We start from the raw sequence: 15657 nt of genomic DNA on the forward strand, positions 1-15657 counted from the left end.
CCGTCGCGCCTTCGGGCCCCACTGTCCATCGCTCCCCATGCTCGACAATCTCACTCAACGGATGGCGCGCGTCGTCAAGACGCTGCGCGGCGAGGCCCGGCTTACCGAGGCGAACACCCAGGAGATGCTCCGCGAGGTGCGTCTCGCGCTGCTGGAGGCCGACGTCTCGCTGCCCGTCGTCCGCGAATTCATCGCCAAGGTCAAGGAAAAGGCGCTCGGCGAGGAAGTGATCAGCAGCCTGTCGCCGGGTCAGGCGCTCGTCGGCGTGGTCCAGAAGGAACTGACCGCCGTGATCGGCGGTGACTACGAAGGCAAGGCTGCCGAGCTGAACCTCGCGGTCACGCCGCCCGCGGTGATCCTGATGGCCGGCCTGCAGGGCGCCGGCAAGACCACGACCGCCGGCAAGCTCGCGAAGCTGCTGCGCGAGAAGTACAAGAAGAAGGTGCTGACGGTGTCGTGCGACGTGTATCGCCCGGCCGCCATCATGCAGTTGAAAACGGTGAGCGAACAGGTCGGCGCCGACTTCTTCCCGTCGACGCCGGACCAGAAGCCCGTCGATATCGCGCTCGCCGCGGTCGACTGGGCGAAGCGCCACTACCATGACGTGCTGATCGTCGACACGGCCGGCCGCCTCGGCATCGACGAGGCGATGATGCAGGAAATCGCCGCGCTGCACGGCACGCTGAAGCCGGCCGAAACGCTGTTCGTCGTCGACGCGATGCTCGGCCAGGATGCGGTCAACACCGCGAAGGCGTTCAACGACACGCTGCCGCTCACCGGCGTCGTGCTGACCAAGCTCGACGGCGATTCGCGCGGCGGTGCCGCGCTGTCGGTGCGTCACATCACGGGCAAGCCGATCAAGTTCGTCGGCGTCGCGGAGAAGCTCGACGGCCTCGAGGTGTTCCACCCGGACCGGATGGCGAACCGGATCCTCGGCATGGGCGACATCCTCGCGCTCGTCGAGGAAGCGCAGCGCGGCGTTGACGTGCAGGCCGCGCAGAAGCTCGCCGACAAGGTGAAGAAAGGCGGCGACTTCGACCTGAACGATTTCCGCGCGCAGATCTCGCAGATGAAGAACATGGGCGGCCTGTCGTCGCTGATGGACAAGCTGCCCGCGCAGTTCCAGCAGGCGGCGGCCGGCGCCGACATGGGCCAGGCCGAGAAGTCGATCCGCCGGATGGAAGGGATCATCAGCTCGATGACGCCCGCCGAGCGCGCGAAACCCGAGATCATCAAGGCGACGCGCAAGCGCCGCATTGCAGCCGGCGCGGGCGTGCCGGTGCAGGAAGTCAACCGGATGCTGAACCAGTACGATCAGATGCGTACGATGATGAAGAAGCTGAAGGGCGGCAACATGCAGAAGATGATGCGCGGCCTGAAGGGCATGATGCCCGGCATGCGCTGATTCCGCCCGTCGGCCGGGCGCGCGGGTTTTTGCCGTAGCGCGCGCCGGCCGTTCTGCTTCATTCTTGTTTGTATACCGACTGTCCGCCAGAACACATGAACCGCGAAGAAGCCCTCCACATTTTCGACCACTCCGAAGAGATCGTCTCGGCAGATGCCGTCAACGCATCGATCGCCCGGATGGCCGACGCGATCCGCGCCGAGATCGGCGACGCGTTCCCGCTCGTTCTCTCGGTGATGGGTGGCGCCGCGGTGTTTACCGGGATGCTGCTGCCGCATCTCGATTTCCCGCTGGAATTCGACTACATCCACCTGACCCGCTACCGCAACACGACGCAGGGCAGCCCGGAGATGCACTGGCGCGTCGCGCCGCGCGAATCGGTGAAGGACCGGATCGTGCTCGTGCTCGACGACATCCTCGACGAAGGAGAGACGATGGCCGCGATCCGCGACCGCATCCTCGACATGGGCGCGAAACGCTTCATGTCGGCCGTGCTGTGCGAGAAGACGCTCGCGAAGGCGAAACCGCTGCACCCCGACTTCTGCGGCTTCTCGGTACCGGACCGTTACGTGTTCGGCTGCGGGATGGACGCAAAGGGCTACTGGCGCAACCTGCCGACGATCCGTGCGCTGACCACGAACGTCTGATCGCCCTGCCCGCCATAAAAGAAAAAGCGGCGCTCCGGTGTCCCGGAGCGCCGCTTTTTTCGTCGGCCCGCGCCGCCCGTGCTACAGCTGGTGCACGAACGCCCGGATGCCGGCCAGCAGCATCTCGACCGAGATCGCGACGAGCACGAGGCCCATCAGCCGCTCGAACGCCGCGACGGTCCGCTCGCCGAGCCACTGCTGGATCCGTTCGGCCAGCACCAGCGTGATCGCGCAGACGATCATCGTGACCGTCAACGCGCCAACCCACTCGAACATCTTGCCCGGCGCCTGCGACGTCAGCAGCATCACCGTCGCGAGCGCCGACGGCCCGGCAAGCGCCGGGATCGCGAGCGGCACGATGAACGGTTCGCCGCCCGCGCGCGGATCGCTCCCGAGCGCGCCGTCCGGATGCGGGAAGATCATCCGCAGCGCGATCAGGAACAGCACGATGCCGCCGCCGAGCCGCAGCGACAGGTCCGTGAGGTTCATCATCCGCAGGAAGCGGTCGCCGACCACCATGAAGAACAGCAGGATCACGAACGCGATCCCCACTTCACGCAGGATCAGCTTCACGCGCCGCTCGCGCGGCACCTCCCGCATCGCCGAAATGAACAGTGGGATGTTGCCCAGCGGATCCGTGATCAGCACGAGGAGCACGGTGGCCGACAGGAAGGTGTATTCCACCGTGTCCCCCGGTCGCAGTGTTTAGCGCGCGAGCGCGGCGCGGATCTTCTCCGCCACCGTCGCCGCCGCCGTGTCGGCCGGCAGCAGCGTCGCTTCGGCGTCGCGGCGGCCCTGGTACTCGATCTTGCCGTCCTTCAGGCCGCGCTCGCCGATCACCAGGCGATGCGGCACGCCGATCAGTTCCCAGTCGGCGAACATCACGCCCGGGCGCTCACCGCGATCGTCGAGGATCACGTCGATGCCGGCGGCGGCCAGTTCCGCGTACAGCTTGTCGGCGGCCTCGCGGACCATTTCGCTGCGATCGTAGCCCATCGGGCACAGCACGACCTCGAACGGCGCGATCGACTCGGGCCAGATGATGCCCTTGTCGTCGAAGTTCTGTTCGATCGCCGCGCCGAGAATCCGCGTGACGCCGACGCCGTAGCAGCCCATCAGCATCGGCTGCGGCTTGCCCGACTCGTCGAGGAACGTCGCGCCCATCGCTTCCGAGTACTTGGTGCCGAGCTGGAACACGTGGCCGACTTCGATGCCGCGGCAGATGTCGATCACGCCCTTGCCGTCCGGCGATGGATCGCCCTTCTGCACGTTGCGCACGTCGGCGACGTCCGGTTCCGGCAGATCGCGGCCCCAGTTCACGCCCGCGATGTGATAGTCGACCTCGTTCGCGCCGACGACGAAATCGCTCATGTTCGCGACCGTGCGATCGGCGATCACCTTCACCGGTTTCTTCGTGCCGACCGGGCCGAGATAGCCCGGCGGCGTGCCGAACCATTCGACGATTTCCTGCTCGGTCGCGAAGCGATGGTTCTTCAGCCCCGGAAGTTTCGACACCTTGATCTCGTTCAGGTCATGGTCGCCGCGCAGCATCACGAGCCAGATGGTCGGCTCGGCGCCTTCGTTCTCGGTGGCAAGCACGATCGACTTGATCGTGCGCTCGAGCGGGATCTCCAGCAGCTCGGCGACGGCTTCGCACTTCGCCTTGCCGGGCGTTGCGATCTTTGCCATCGCTTCGGCCGGTGCGGCACGCTCCGCGATCAGCGGCAGCGCTTCGGCCGCTTCGATGTTCGCCGCGAATTCGGACGACGGGTTGTAGGCGATCGCGTCCTCGCCGGTATCGGCGATCACGTGGAATTCGTGCGAGAAGTTGCCGCCGATCGAACCGCTGTCGGCCGCGACCGCACGGAACTCGAGGCCGAGGCGCGTGAAGATGCGCACGTACGCGTCGTACATCTTGCGATACGACTCGTTCAGGCCCGCCGCGTCCTTGTCGAACGAATACGCGTCCTTCATGATGAATTCGCGACCGCGCATCACGCCGAAGCGCGGACGGATCTCATCGCGGAACTTCGTCTGGATCTGGTAGAAGTTCACCGGCATCTGCCGATAGCTCTTGATCTGGTTGCGCGCGATGTCGGTGACGACTTCCTCGTGCGTCGGCCCGATCACGAAGTCGTTGTCCTTGCGGTCCTTGAAACGCAGCAGCTCGGGGCCGTACTGTTCCCAGCGGCCCGATTCCTGCCACAGCTCGGCCGGTTGCACGGCCGGCATCAGCAGCTCGATGGCGCCTGCCCGGTTCATTTCCTCGCGCACGATGGCTTCGACCTTGCGAATCGAGCGCAGGCCGACCGGCAGGTAGTTGTAGATGCCGCCGGCGACGCGACGAATCATGCCGGCGCGCACCATCAGCTTGTGGCTGACGATCTCTGCGTCGGCCGGTGCTTCTTTGAGGGTGCCGATAAAGAAACGGGAAGCTTTCATGCGGACGGTTCCAAATACGGCGCCCCCAGGCGGGGCGCCCGAAAAAGTTTCAAGGTGAAAAAGCTGCGCGCGACGAACGACGATGGCGCAGATGACGTAGCAGACAAATCAGGGACAATTCAGTCGGTGCACCCGCGCGGATTCGCTCCGTCACGGTGCGCAGCGCCCGTTATCTGTTTATAATCAAAGCAATTTTAAAGGATTCGAAGGTGGTTGTATGCTGGATCGTGAAGGCTTTCGCCCGAACGTCGGCATCATCCTCTTGAACGCGCGCAACGAGGTGTTTTGGGGCAAGCGGCTCCGCGAGCATTCCTGGCAGTTTCCTCAAGGTGGGATCAAGTACGGCGAGACCCCCATGCAGGCGATGTACCGGGAATTGCACGAGGAAACGGGCCTGCATCCGGAACACGTCAAGATAATCGGCCGCACTCGCGACTGGTTGCGTTACGAGGTGCCTGACAAGTTCATCAAACGCGAAGTACGCGGTCATTACCGCGGCCAGAAGCAGATCTGGTTCCTGCTGCGGATGGTTGGACGCGATTGCGACATTTGCTTGCGCGCGACCGATCACCCGGAGTTCGATGCGTGGCGCTGGAACGAGTACTGGGTGCCGCTCGATGCGGTGATCGAGTTCAAGCGGGATGTCTATCAGTTGGCGCTGACGGAACTGTCGCGCTTCCTGCGCCACCCGGCGCAGCGAGCCGAAAAGCCGCGCGGGCCGCGTCTGTCGCGCTATCCGCGCGTCATCGGCGTACAGGCCCAGCAGACGCTGACGATTGTCGACACATCGGTAGTCTGTTCGGAGATCGAAGTGGAGGCGAGCACGCTCGACGAGATGCCGCCCCACGTGATCGTCGGCAAATGACGAGTCGGACTGCATGACCGGGCGCGACCTTGGTGTCGCGCCCTTTTTTTACGAGGAATGCATATTGAAAGCGATTGCTCTCGCGCTCGCATCGATTGTCGCGGCGGCCACGCTGGCTGGTTGCGCGAATTCGAAGACGCCGACCAACAAGGATGACAGCGAGTTCGTGTATCTGCTCGACCGCCAGGGCAGCTGGAAGGAAAACGCGGTCGACACGCTGCCGCCGCTGCCGGAAGCAGGCAACCTCCTGCCGTTCAACGTCTCGCAGAACACGCCGCTCAAGTTCTCCGTCGATGCGAAGTCGCTCGCGGTCGGCACCGACGGCGTCGTGCGGTACGCAGTCGTGATCACGAGCCCGGCCGGCGCGCGCAACGTGAACTACGAAGGTATCCGCTGCGACACCTACGAATGGCGTCAGTATGCGGGCCTGAATTCGGATCACGACGGCTGGGACCGCACGGTCGAGAACGACTGGCGCCGCATCGAGAACGGCGAGCTGAACGCTTACCACTCGGCGCTGTACCAGGACTACTTCTGCTCGAACAAGATGCCGCAGGGCACGACTCAGCAGATCCTCGAGAACATCCGGTTCCACCGCACGGCGATGAGCCAGCTGCGCTGACCGTGCGACGCGGGCCGCCTGCCCGCCGCAATGAAAAAAGCCCGCGCAATGCGGGCTTTTTTCATTGTCGTTCGACGCCCCGTCGGACGCTTACACCAGCACGAGGTTGTCGCGGTGAATCAGTTCCGGCTCGAGCATGTAGCCGAGCACCGTCTCGATCTCGCCGCTCGGCTTGCGGTGAATCAGCTTCGTTTCCGCGCTGCTGTAGTTCGTGAGGCCGCGCGCCACTTCACGCCCGTCGGGGCCGACACACGCGATCACCTCGCCGCGCGCGAACGCACCCTGCACACCGGTCACGCCGATCGGCAGCAGGCTCTTGCCGCCGGACGTCAGCTTCTCGACCGCGCCCGCATCGATCACGACGTGCCCGCGCACCTGCAAGTGATCGGCCATCCACTGCTTGCGCGCCGCCATCCGCGCAGTGCGCGCGATCAGCTGCGTGCCGATCGCCTCGCCTGCCGCCAGCCGCACCAGCACGTCGGATTCCCGACCGCTCGCGATCACGGTGTTCGCGCCGCTATGCGCCGCGCGTTTCGCCGCGAGGATCTTCGTCAGCATCCCGCCGCGGCCGAGGCTCGAGCCAGCGCCGCCCGCCATTGCCTCGAGTTCCGGCGCACCCGCGCTGGCCTCCGCGACCAGCGTCGCGTTCGGGTCCTTGCGCGGATCGGCGGTGAACAGCCCCGACTGATCGGTCAGGATGATCAGCGCATCGCCTTCGATCAGGTTCGCGACGAGCGCACCGAGCGTGTCGTTGTCGCCGAACTTGATTTCATCGGTGACGACGGTGTCGTTCTCGTTGATGATCGGCACGACGCCGAGCCGCAGCAGCGTGAGCAGCGTCGAACGCGCATTCAGGTAGCGTTCGCGATCGGCCAGGTCGGCGTGCGTGAGCAGGATCTGCGCGGTGCGGATATCGTGCTCGGTGAAGCGGCTTTCGTAGACTTGCGCGAGCCCCATCTGGCCGACCGCGGCGGCAGCCTGCAACTCGTCGATCTCGCGCGGACGCTTGCTCCAACCGAGCCGCTGCATCCCTTCGGCAATCGCGCCCGAGCTGACGAGCACGACTTCCTTGCCCTGCGCGCGCAGCGCGGCGATCTGGGCAGCCCAGCGGCCGATTGCAGCATGATCGAGCCCCTTGCCATCGTTGGTCACGAGGCTGGAACCCACCTTCACCACCAATCGCTTCGAATCCGCGATGATCGAACGCATCGTGCGCTGTCTCCTGTATCTGATGCCTGCCCGGCCGGGCGCGATTGAATTCCGGCACCGGGCGTCATGCCCGGTGCGTTTCGGACTCGCTCAGGCGTCGTCGCCCGGCGTCGCACCGCCATCGGCGGACGGTGCATCGCGGAACCGCACGTCCGCGGCCAGATCTTCCTCTTCGGCCGCGCGATGCGCGTCCGAATGCTCGGCGAGGTAGTCGTAGATCGCGTAGACCAGCGCTTCGCAGCCCTGGCCGGTCAGCGCCGAAATCTCGAACACCGGGCCGTCCCAGCCGAAACGATCGAGGAAATCGGCGACGCGCGCCTCGCGCTCGTCCTCCGGCACCATGTCGAGCTTGTTGAGTACGAGCCAGCGCGGCTTTTCGTACAGCGCCTCGTCGTACTTGCGCAGCTCGCCGACGATCGCCGTCGCTTCCGCGACCGGATCGACGCTTTCGTCGAACGGGGCCAAATCGACGAGATGCAGCAGCACGCCGGTGCGCTGCAGGTGTCGCAGGAACTGGTGGCCGAGGCCCGCGCCTTCAGCTGCGCCCTCGATCAGCCCCGGGATGTCGGCGATCACGAAGCTCTTGCTCGGGCCGACCCGCACGACGCCGAGATTCGGCGCGAGCGTCGTGAACGGATAATCGGCGATCTTCGGCTTCGCGTTCGACACCGACGAGATGAAGGTCGACTTGCCGGCGTTCGGCATGCCGAGCAGCCCGACATCGGCGAGCACCTTCAGTTCGAGCCTCAGCATGCGCCGCTCGCCGGGCTTGCCGTCGGTCTTCTGGCGCGGTGCGCGGTTCGTGCTCGACTTGAAATGCAGGTTGCCGAGACCGCCGGCACCGCCCTGCGCGAGCATCACCTGCTGGTCATGCTCGGTCAGGTCGGCGATCAGCTCGCCCGTGTCCATATCGGTGACGACCGTGCCGACCGGCATGCGCAGCGTGACGTCGTCACCGCCCTTGCCGTAGCAATCCGAGCCGCGACCGTTTTCGCCGTTGCGCGCCAGGTGCTTCTTCGCATAACGGTAGTCGATCAGCGTATTGATGTTGCGGTCGGCAATCGCGTAGACGTTGCCGCCCCGGCCGCCGTCGCCGCCGTCCGGCCCGCCGAACGGAACGAACTTCTCGCGGCGCATCGACGCGCTGCCATCGCCTCCGTCGCCGGCGATGACTTCGATTCGTGCTTCGTCAATGAACTTCATTCGTCACTCCGACCAGTATTTCCGCTATTGTGCCGCGCGCCGGCGTGCTTGAACAATCTGCCGTTCGGCTGATTGCGCACCGGTTTCGCGACAGCCGCCGGCGCGCACATGCGCCCGGCGGCCAAATAAAAAAAGGCCCCGCGAAGACTGCGGGGCCTTTCGGCTACGAAGCCCGTGGGTGCCTGAACTTAGGCAGCCGCCGGGACAACGATGACCAGATGCTTCTTGTCCGCGCCCTTGGTCGCGAACTTGACGTGACCGTCGACCAGCGCGAACAGGGTGTGATCCTTGCCCATGCCGACGTTCTCGCCTGCGTGCATGCGCGTACCGCGCTGACGCACGATGATGCCGCCAGCGTTGATCGCCTGGCCGCCGTACACTTTCACGCCGAGACGCTTCGACTCGGAGTCGCGGCCGTTCCGGGAAGAGCCGCCTGCCTTTTTGTGTGCCATCTGATTGCTCCTTTACCGAGGCGCTTACGCGTTGATCGCGTCGATGCGCAGCTCAGTGTAGTTCTGGCGGTGGCCGCCGTGCTTTTGGTAGTGCTTCCGGCGACGCATCTTGAAGATGGTGACCTTGGCATGACGACCGTGCGACACAACGGTGGCCTTGACGGAAGCCCCACTGACCAGCGGCGTACCGAACTTAATCGATTCGCCTTCGCCCACTGCGAGAACCTGGTCGAGCGTGATTTCAGCGTCAATGTCAGCCGGTATCTGTTCTACTTTGAGTTTTTCGCCAACGGCAACCTTGTACTGCTTGCCGCCGGTTTTTATGACCGCGTACATTGAGAACCTCACTCTGGATCCAATTTTTCCGCACACCACGCGCGGAAAACACGTGATTATACATGGGCTTAGCACCCAAGTCAAAGCCGATCCACGATTGCCGCGCGCGCACCCTGGCCGGACGGCCAAAATCACGGCCCCGGCGCGTCCGACAGACCGGCATATCGCGGATTCGACTTATAATCCGCGGCATCACCCATTTCGATCATCATGTCGTCGTCCACCGCCTCCCCCACCCTCAGCGCCGCCCACCTGCTCGCTCCGATCACCAGCGACATGGAGCAGGTGAATCGCGTTATCCGGCAAAGCCTCGCGTCCGACGTACTGCTGATCAACCAGATCGCCGAGTACATCATCGGTGCCGGCGGCAAGCGGCTGCGTCCGGCCCTGCTGCTGCTCGTCGCCGGCGCGCTCGGCGAGACGTCGCACCAGCGGCACGTGCTGGCCGCCGTCGTCGAGTTCATCCACACGGCCACGCTTCTGCATGACGACGTCGTCGACGAATCCGAACTGCGGCGCGGCCGCCAGACGGCGAACGCGCTGTTCGGCAACGCGGCGAGCGTACTGGTAGGCGACTACCTCTATTCGCGCTCGTTCGAGATGATGGTCGGCGTCGGCAAGATGCGCGTGATGGAGATTCTGTCGGAAGCGACGACGATCATTTCCGAAGGCGAAGTGCTGCAGTTGCTCAACATGCACGACGCGGACGTCGACGAGACCCGCTACATGCAGGTGATCCGCTACAAGACGGCGAAGCTGTTCGAAGCATCGGCTCGCCTGGGCGCGGTGCTCGCGGGCGCGGATGCGCCGACCGAAGCCGCCGCGGCCGAATACGGCCGCCGGATCGGCACCGCGTTCCAGATCATGGACGACTGGCTCGACTACGCGGGCACGGCCGAAGCGATGGGCAAGAATGCCGGCGACGACCTGCGCGAAGGCAAACCGACGCTGCCGCTCATCTATCTGATCGAACGCGGCACGCCCGAACAGTCGGCGCTCGCACGCGAGGCGATCGAACACGGCGGCACCGATCGCTTCGACACGATCTTCGACGCGATCACGCGCTCCGGCGCGCTCGACCATACGCTCGAATGCGCGCGCCAGGAAGCACAGGCCGCTGCCGCGGCGATCACCGCGTTCCCCGATTCGATCTACAAGGAAAGCCTGCTCGCGTTGTGCTCGTACTCGACATCGCGGCAGTCGTAAACGTGCTGCGAACGAGAGGCGATACCTTGTCTCGAAAAATTTCTTCATCAAGGTATTCCCTTTTCGAAAAAACATCGTTATAGTTACGTTCTTGCTTGTGACAACGCAGCGATCTGAACGAAAGCAGCGAAGTCGGAAGAGCAAAAAATCGGGGTGTAGCTTAGCCTGGTAGAGCGCTACGTTCGGGACGTAGAGGCCGGAGGTTCGAATCCTCTCACCCCGACCAGATTTGAAAAACCGTGCACCGTGTGCACGGTTTTTTTTTGCCTTCTTGCTGCCCGGTCGCGCAGGCCTCGTGCCATGCGCGACACATCCCGGCCGCCGGCCTCTGCTATATTCCCTCCATCCCTGTCCTTCACTGCCCTTCTGACGCGTGGACCAAATTCCCTTATGGGCGCAAATCAGCGCCGTCTTCCTGCTTCTCCTCTGCTCCAGCTTCTTTTCCATTTCCGAGACCGCGATGATGGCGCTCAACCGTCATCGGCTGAAGCATCTCGCCGGCCAGGGCGTGCTCGGCGCGAAAACCACGCAGGGCCTCCTCACTCGCACGGACCTGCTGCTCAGCGTGATCCTGATCGGCAACAACCTGTTCAACACGATCATCCCGGTCCTGACCACGTCGCTCGCGCTGCACACGTTCGGCCGTAACAACGTCGCGCTGTCGATCGCGACCGGCATCGTCGCGTTCCTGATCATCGTGTTCGCGGAAATCGCGCCGAAGATCGTCGGCGCGACTTTTCCCGAGCGCATCGCGCTGCCCGCGAGTCTCGTGATCGCGCCGCTGATGCGCGTATTCAAGCCTGTCGTCTGGTTCGTCAACGCGCTCGCGAACGGCGTGCTCTGGGTGCTGCGCATCAACACGAAGAAGGGCCGCGACCAGCGCATGTCGGCCGACGAGCTGCGCGCGATCGTGCTCGAGTCGAGCAGCTTCATGCCGACCAAGCACCGCAGCATCCTGCTCAACCTGTTCGACCTCGAGAACATCACGGTCGACGACGTGATGGTGCCGCGCCGGCAGATCGAGTCGCTCAACTTCTACGCGCCGCTCGACGACGTCCTGCATCAGCTCGAGACCTGCTATCACAACCGGTTGGTCGTCTACGAAGGCGATATCGACAAGGTGCTCGGCGTGCTGCACGTCCGCAAGACGCTCACCGCGCTGCACAACCAGGACTTCGACCGCGAAACGCTGCGCACGCTGCTCGCCGAACCGTACTACGTGCCGTTGGGCACGCCGGTCGTTCAGCAGCTCCAGTATTTCCAGGAAAGCCGGCAGCGCACCGCGCTCGTCGTCAACGAGTACGGCGAACTCGAGGGGCTCGTCACGCCCGAGGACATCATCGAGGAACTGATCGGCGAATTCACGACGTCGATGCCGCGCGGCGAACGCGCGGGCGGCTGGGACGAGAACGGCGAATGCATCGTCGCCGCCAGCATGCCGCTGCGCGAACTGAACCGCTGGCTGCACCTGCAACTGCCGACCGACGGCCCGAAGACGCTGAACGGCCTGATCCTCGAGATCCTCGAGGAAATTCCGGAAGGCGACGTGTGCGTGAAAATCCGCGACGTGATGCTCGAGGTGATGCGCAGCGACGATCAGGCAGTACGCACCGTCAAGCTCTTCAAGCCGCGCGGCACGCGCGCACGCACCGCCGCACGCTAGCCGAACGGCCGACTGTCGGCGCCGCTCGCGATACGCGACCATTTGCAGGTCACGATCAACAGGCGGCCGAGTGCCGGCTCACATGCATTTCCCTGCTCCCGGGGCGCCGCTGCATGCGCAGCGGCCGCCCGTCCCGTCCGACGCGTCGCCCGCCGACGCGCCCCGCCCGCTCGATGCGACGCAACTCGACGATTCACCCGCCGTACGGCTGCTGACCGACACGCTTCATGCCGCACGCGTGCGCGACGCATCCGACGTCCACGTCGAACCCTTCGAAGCCGGCTGGCGCATCCGCCTGCGCATCGACGGCATGCTGCACGAACACGCGCGACCGCCCGCTCATCTGCGCGACGCGCTCGTGACGCGGATCAAGGTGCTGTCACGCATGGACATCGCCGAACGCCGGCTCCCGCAGGACGGCCGGCTGCGCATCGCGGTCGACGGCGGCATGCGCGGCGACTACCGGGTCAGCTCGCTGCCCACGCTGTTCGGCGAGAAGCTCGTGCTGCGCCGCCTCGAAACGCTGCCGCCCGACCTCACGCTCGCGCGACTCGGCTTCGACGCGCGGCAAGCCGCCGCGATGGAGGCCGCGATACGCGCACCGCACGGTCTCGTGCTCGTCACCGGCCCGACCGGCAGCGGCAAGACGCTGTCGCTCTACTGCGCGCTGCAGATGCTCGACCGCGACGCGCATAACGTATGCACGGTCGAGGATCCGGCCGAGATTCAGCTCGACGGAATCAACCAGGTCGGCGTCGCCGAAAAGGCCGGGCTCACCTTCGCCACCGCGCTGCGCGCGCTGCTGCGGCAGGATCCGGACGTCATCATGGTCGGCGAGATTCGTGATGCGGAGACGGCCGACGTCGCGATCAAGGCCGCGCAGACGGGCCACCTCGTGCTGTCGACGCTGCACACGAACGACGCGCCGGCCGCCGTCGCGCGACTGCTCGACATCGGCGTCGCACCGTACAACCTCGCGGCCGCGTTGCGCCTCGTCACCGCGCAACGCCTCGTTCGACGCCTGTGCACCGCATGTCGAGCGCATTCGGACGCGCCGCTGCGCGTGCTGCGCGAATCCGGCTGCGATACGGCAGCCCTGGAGGCCGGATGGCGCCCGTTCGTCGCACGCGGCTGTGCCGCCTGTCACGGCATCGGTTATCGAGGCCGGATCGGCCTGCATCAGACGATGCCGGTTTCATCGGAGATGGCGGAGCGCATCGTCGCGCGCGCAAGCGTTGGTGCACTCGCGCAACGCGCGGCGGCCGAGGGCGTGCGCAATCTGCGCGCCGCGGCACTCGCGCATGTTCGCGACGGCACGACGAGCGTGGCGGAAGCGCTGGCCGCGACGCCGGACGCGTGATCGCGATGCGCATGCCACCGCATGAAACCCGCTTCGCATGGCGCGGCCGTCGTCGCGACGGCACGCCATGCCGCGGGATCGTCATCGCATTCGATGCAGCCGCGGCACGCGCGGCGCTCACGCGCGACGGCATCGCAGTGCTGTCGCTCGACGCCCGCGGCACGGCCCGGCCGCCCGCTGCCGATGCACAGGACGTCACGCGCTTCACGCGTCAGCTCGCGAGCCTGCTGCAGGCCGGGCTACCGCTCGCCCCGTCGCTCGAGATGCTCGCCCGCACCCGTACGCGTGACGGGTTGCCGCGCATCGCCGCTGGCCTCGCGCGCGAGATCGTCGGTGGCCAGCGCTTCGCCGCCGCGCTTGCACGCTATCCGTCCCAGTTCGGCACGCTGTATCGCCAGTTGATCGAGGTCGGCGAAGCATCGGGTGCGCTCGGCACCGTCCTGACCCGCGTCGCGGAGCACCGCGAGCGCGCGGATGCGCAGTGGCGCAAGCTGCGCGCCGCGCTCGCCTATCCGGCTGCCGTCATCGTGTTCGCGCTCGCGATCTCGGCCGCGCTGATGGTGTGGGTCGTGCCGACGTTCCGGCAGATCTTCGACGGCTTCGGCGCAGCGCTGCCGGCGCCGACCCGCGCGCTGCTCGCGCTGTCTTCCGCCACCTCGGCCTGGGGCGGCACGCTCGTGGCCGGCGCCGCAGCGGCGGGGTTCGCCGCGCACCATGCGCTGCGGCGCTCGCCACCGCTGCGCTATGCCGCCGCGCGGCACTTGCTGGACGCGCCGTTGGTCGGCAACGCGCTCAGGCGATTCGCCACCGCGCGCTGGTGCCGCTCGCTTGCAACGTTGCTCGGCGCCGGCGTACCGCTCGCCGATGCATTCGCGACGCTCGAACGCACGGCCGGCCATCCGGTGTTCGAGCAGGCCACCGCACAGATCGCCACACGCGTGCTGCGCGGCGCGCGGCTTGCCGATGCGATGCATGCGGCCGGCTGCTTCCCGGACGACGTCGTGCAGCCGATCGCCGTCGCCGAGGAAACCGGCGCGCTCGACACGATGCTCGCCGACATCGCCGCGCTATGCGAGCGTCAGCTCGACGCGCGTCTCGATGCGCTCGCCGCGCTCGGCGAGCCGCTGATCGTGGTCGTGCTGGGCGCACTCGTCGGCGGCCTCGTGATCGCGATGTATCTGCCCATCCTTCAGCTGGGCAACGTGGTGTAGCATCGCAACCGATTCTGTCGCCTTTCGAGCCCGAACCCGAGCCCCATGACGCCCGCGCCCCTGAACACCGTTTTCGATTCGCCCGACAGCACGTTGCTCGCGCTGGCGATGCTGCCACCCGCGGTGCAGTATGCGTTCGCCATCGTGCTCGGTCTGTGCGTCGGCAGCTTCTTGAACGTCGTCGTGCACCGGATCCCGGTGATGATGCAGCGCGCGTGGCAGGCCGAAATCGCCGAAGCGACCGGCAACGCGAGCGCGGCGCCGGACGACGGCTATCCGCCGCACTACGATCTGTGGCGCCCGCGCAGCGCATGCCCGCACTGCGGCCACGTGCTGCGCGCATGGGAAAATATCCCGCTCTTCAGCTACCTGATGTTGCGCGGGCGCTGCCGTCAATGCGGCCACGCGATCGGCGTGCGCTATCCGCTGGTCGAGCTCGCGGGTGCGCTGCTGGCGGCCGGTTCGCTCGCCGCATTCGGCCCCACCGTCGCCGCACTCGCCGCGTTCGGGCTGTGCGCCGCGCTGCTGGCGATGAGCGCAATCGATATCCGGACCGGCTACCTGCCCGATTCGATGACGCTGCCGCTGCTGTGGGCCGGGCTCGCACTGAACCTCGCCGGCACATTTACGTCGCTGCGCTCGGCCGTGATCGGCGCGATGGCCGGCTACCTGTTCCTGTGGTCGATCTACTGGCTGTTCAAATGGCTGCGCGGCATCGAGGGCATCGGCTTCGGCGACCTGAAGCTGCTTGCCGCGCTCGGCGCATGGATGGGCTGGGCCGCGCTGCCGCAGGTCGTGCTGTTCGCCGCGGTGACGGGCGCGATCGTCGGGCTCATCGCGACCTGGCGCGGCCGCATGCGCTTCGAGGAGCCGATTCCGTTCGGTCCGTTCCTCGCGGCGGGCGGCGTCGCGACGCTGTTTTTCGGCACCCCTTTTTATCTGACGCTCGGCGGCTGACATGATGCACCGCCCGCGTCCGCTTTGTTCGCTGCGCCGCGGGGAGGCGATGCGCTTCCTTGTGGCGGCCCGGCGGAGG

At 66.0% G+C, this 15657-nt stretch carries 15 protein-coding genes and 1 tRNA gene; 10 read left to right on the forward strand and 6 right to left on the reverse strand.

Annotated features, from left to right (window positions below):
* Positions 1-37: 37 nt before the first annotated feature.
* The gene (gene ffh, locus GEM_RS14565; RefSeq protein WP_014898156.1) at positions 38-1405 is read left to right on the forward strand and encodes a signal recognition particle protein; all 1368 of its coding nucleotides are present in this window, start codon (positions 38-40) and stop codon (positions 1403-1405) included.
* Positions 1406-1500: 95 nt separating this feature from the next.
* Positions 1501-2052: a hypoxanthine-guanine phosphoribosyltransferase gene (locus GEM_RS14570; protein ID WP_014898157.1), complete on the forward strand. Its 552-nt coding sequence runs from the start codon at positions 1501-1503 to the stop codon at positions 2050-2052.
* Between the two features lie 81 nt (positions 2053-2133).
* On the opposite strand, the gene GEM_RS14575 is transcribed toward GEM_RS14570, so the two are convergent.
* Together GEM_RS14575 and GEM_RS14580 are read right to left on the reverse strand one after the other, a co-directional pair.
* Entirely contained in the window at positions 2134-2736 is a 603-nt protein-coding gene (locus GEM_RS14575; RefSeq protein ID WP_014898158.1) for a MarC family protein, read from the reverse strand.
* A gap of 21 nt (positions 2737-2757) precedes the next feature.
* Positions 2758-4494 carry a proline--tRNA ligase gene (locus tag GEM_RS14580; RefSeq protein WP_014898159.1) on the reverse strand — a complete coding sequence of 579 codons (1737 nt, stop codon included), beginning with the start codon at positions 4492-4494 and terminating at the stop codon, positions 2758-2760.
* Positions 4495-4711: 217 nt separating this feature from the next.
* Between GEM_RS14580 and GEM_RS14585 the strand changes: the two genes are divergently transcribed.
* Both GEM_RS14585 and GEM_RS14590 read left to right on the forward strand, forming a co-directional pair.
* A complete protein-coding gene (locus GEM_RS14585; RefSeq protein ID WP_014898160.1) occupies positions 4712-5359 on the forward strand; it encodes an RNA pyrophosphohydrolase in 648 nt (215 codons plus the stop codon).
* Positions 5360-5372: 13 nt separating this feature from the next.
* The gene (locus tag GEM_RS14590) at positions 5373-5981 is read left to right on the forward strand and encodes a CNP1-like family protein (RefSeq protein ID WP_014898161.1); all 609 of its coding nucleotides are present in this window, start codon (positions 5373-5375) and stop codon (positions 5979-5981) included.
* Between the two features lie 90 nt (positions 5982-6071).
* On the opposite strand, the gene proB is transcribed toward GEM_RS14590, so the two are convergent.
* From proB to rplU, 4 genes are all read right to left on the reverse strand, one after another.
* On the reverse strand, positions 6072-7190 hold the full coding sequence (proB, locus tag GEM_RS14595) for a glutamate 5-kinase (protein WP_014898162.1): 1119 nt from the start codon (positions 7188-7190) through the stop codon (positions 6072-6074).
* Between the two features lie 90 nt (positions 7191-7280).
* Positions 7281-8393: an Obg family GTPase CgtA gene (gene cgtA, locus GEM_RS14600; RefSeq protein ID WP_014898163.1), complete on the reverse strand. Its 1113-nt coding sequence runs from the start codon at positions 8391-8393 to the stop codon at positions 7281-7283.
* Positions 8394-8581: 188 nt separating this feature from the next.
* Complete coding sequence (rpmA, locus tag GEM_RS14605) at positions 8582-8845, reverse strand: 50S ribosomal protein L27 (protein WP_006476999.1); 264 nt, start codon at positions 8843-8845, stop codon at positions 8582-8584.
* A gap of 24 nt (positions 8846-8869) precedes the next feature.
* Positions 8870-9181, reverse strand: coding sequence for a 50S ribosomal protein L21 (gene rplU / locus GEM_RS14610; protein ID WP_006025184.1), 312 nt, complete (start codon positions 9179-9181; stop codon positions 8870-8872).
* 210 nt (positions 9182-9391) lie between these two features.
* Here rplU and GEM_RS14615 point away from each other — a divergent pair, with 210 nt between their 5' ends.
* The 6 genes from GEM_RS14615 to GEM_RS14640 all read left to right on the forward strand — a co-directional run bounded on the left by GEM_RS14615 (position 9392) and on the right by GEM_RS14640 (position 15578).
* Positions 9392-10387: a polyprenyl synthetase family protein gene (locus GEM_RS14615; protein WP_014898164.1), complete on the forward strand. Its 996-nt coding sequence runs from the start codon at positions 9392-9394 to the stop codon at positions 10385-10387.
* 149 nt (positions 10388-10536) lie between these two features.
* Positions 10537-10613: transfer RNA gene (locus tag GEM_RS14620), tRNA-Pro, on the forward strand.
* A 147-nt stretch (positions 10614-10760) separates the two neighbouring features.
* Positions 10761-12050, forward strand: coding sequence for an HlyC/CorC family transporter (locus tag GEM_RS14625; protein ID WP_080599410.1), 1290 nt, complete (start codon positions 10761-10763; stop codon positions 12048-12050).
* An 82-nt stretch (positions 12051-12132) separates the two neighbouring features.
* Positions 12133-13410: a GspE/PulE family protein gene (locus GEM_RS14630; protein ID WP_014898166.1), complete on the forward strand. Its 1278-nt coding sequence runs from the start codon at positions 12133-12135 to the stop codon at positions 13408-13410.
* Positions 13411-13415: 5 nt separating this feature from the next.
* Complete coding sequence (locus GEM_RS14635; protein ID WP_014898167.1) at positions 13416-14621, forward strand: type II secretion system F family protein; 1206 nt, start codon at positions 13416-13418, stop codon at positions 14619-14621.
* A 45-nt stretch (positions 14622-14666) separates the two neighbouring features.
* Positions 14667-15578, forward strand: a complete 912-nt coding sequence (locus GEM_RS14640; RefSeq protein WP_014898168.1) for a prepilin peptidase — start codon at positions 14667-14669, stop codon at positions 15576-15578.
* Positions 15579-15657 lie beyond the last annotated feature (79 nt).

Source organism: Burkholderia cepacia GG4, from assembly GCF_000292915.1.
GTDB lineage: Bacteria > Pseudomonadota > Gammaproteobacteria > Burkholderiales > Burkholderiaceae > Burkholderia > Burkholderia cepacia_D.

Coding starts and splice junctions, on each gene's coding strand:
- ffh (WP_014898156.1), top strand. CDS start 38: ATGCTCGACAATCTCACTCAACGGATGGCGCGCGTCGTCAAGACGCTG.
- GEM_RS14570 (WP_014898157.1), top strand. CDS start 1,501: ATGAACCGCGAAGAAGCCCTCCACATTTTCGACCACTCCGAAGAGATC.
- GEM_RS14580 (WP_014898159.1), bottom strand. CDS start 4,494: ATGAAAGCTTCCCGTTTCTTTATCGGCACCCTCAAAGAAGCACCGGCC.
- GEM_RS14585 (WP_014898160.1), top strand. CDS start 4,712: ATGCTGGATCGTGAAGGCTTTCGCCCGAACGTCGGCATCATCCTCTTG.
- GEM_RS14590 (WP_014898161.1), top strand. CDS start 5,373: ATGACCGGGCGCGACCTTGGTGTCGCGCCCTTTTTTTACGAGGAATGC.
- proB (WP_014898162.1), bottom strand. CDS start 7,190: ATGCGTTCGATCATCGCGGATTCGAAGCGATTGGTGGTGAAGGTGGGT.
- cgtA (WP_014898163.1), bottom strand. CDS start 8,393: ATGAAGTTCATTGACGAAGCACGAATCGAAGTCATCGCCGGCGACGGA.
- rpmA (WP_006476999.1), bottom strand. CDS start 8,845: ATGGCACACAAAAAGGCAGGCGGCTCTTCCCGGAACGGCCGCGACTCC.
- rplU (WP_006025184.1), bottom strand. CDS start 9,181: ATGTACGCGGTCATAAAAACCGGCGGCAAGCAGTACAAGGTTGCCGTT.
- GEM_RS14615 (WP_014898164.1), top strand. CDS start 9,392: ATGTCGTCGTCCACCGCCTCCCCCACCCTCAGCGCCGCCCACCTGCTC.
- GEM_RS14630 (WP_014898166.1), top strand. CDS start 12,133: ATGCATTTCCCTGCTCCCGGGGCGCCGCTGCATGCGCAGCGGCCGCCC.
- GEM_RS14635 (WP_014898167.1), top strand. CDS start 13,416: ATGCGCATGCCACCGCATGAAACCCGCTTCGCATGGCGCGGCCGTCGT.
- GEM_RS14640 (WP_014898168.1), top strand. CDS start 14,667: ATGACGCCCGCGCCCCTGAACACCGTTTTCGATTCGCCCGACAGCACG.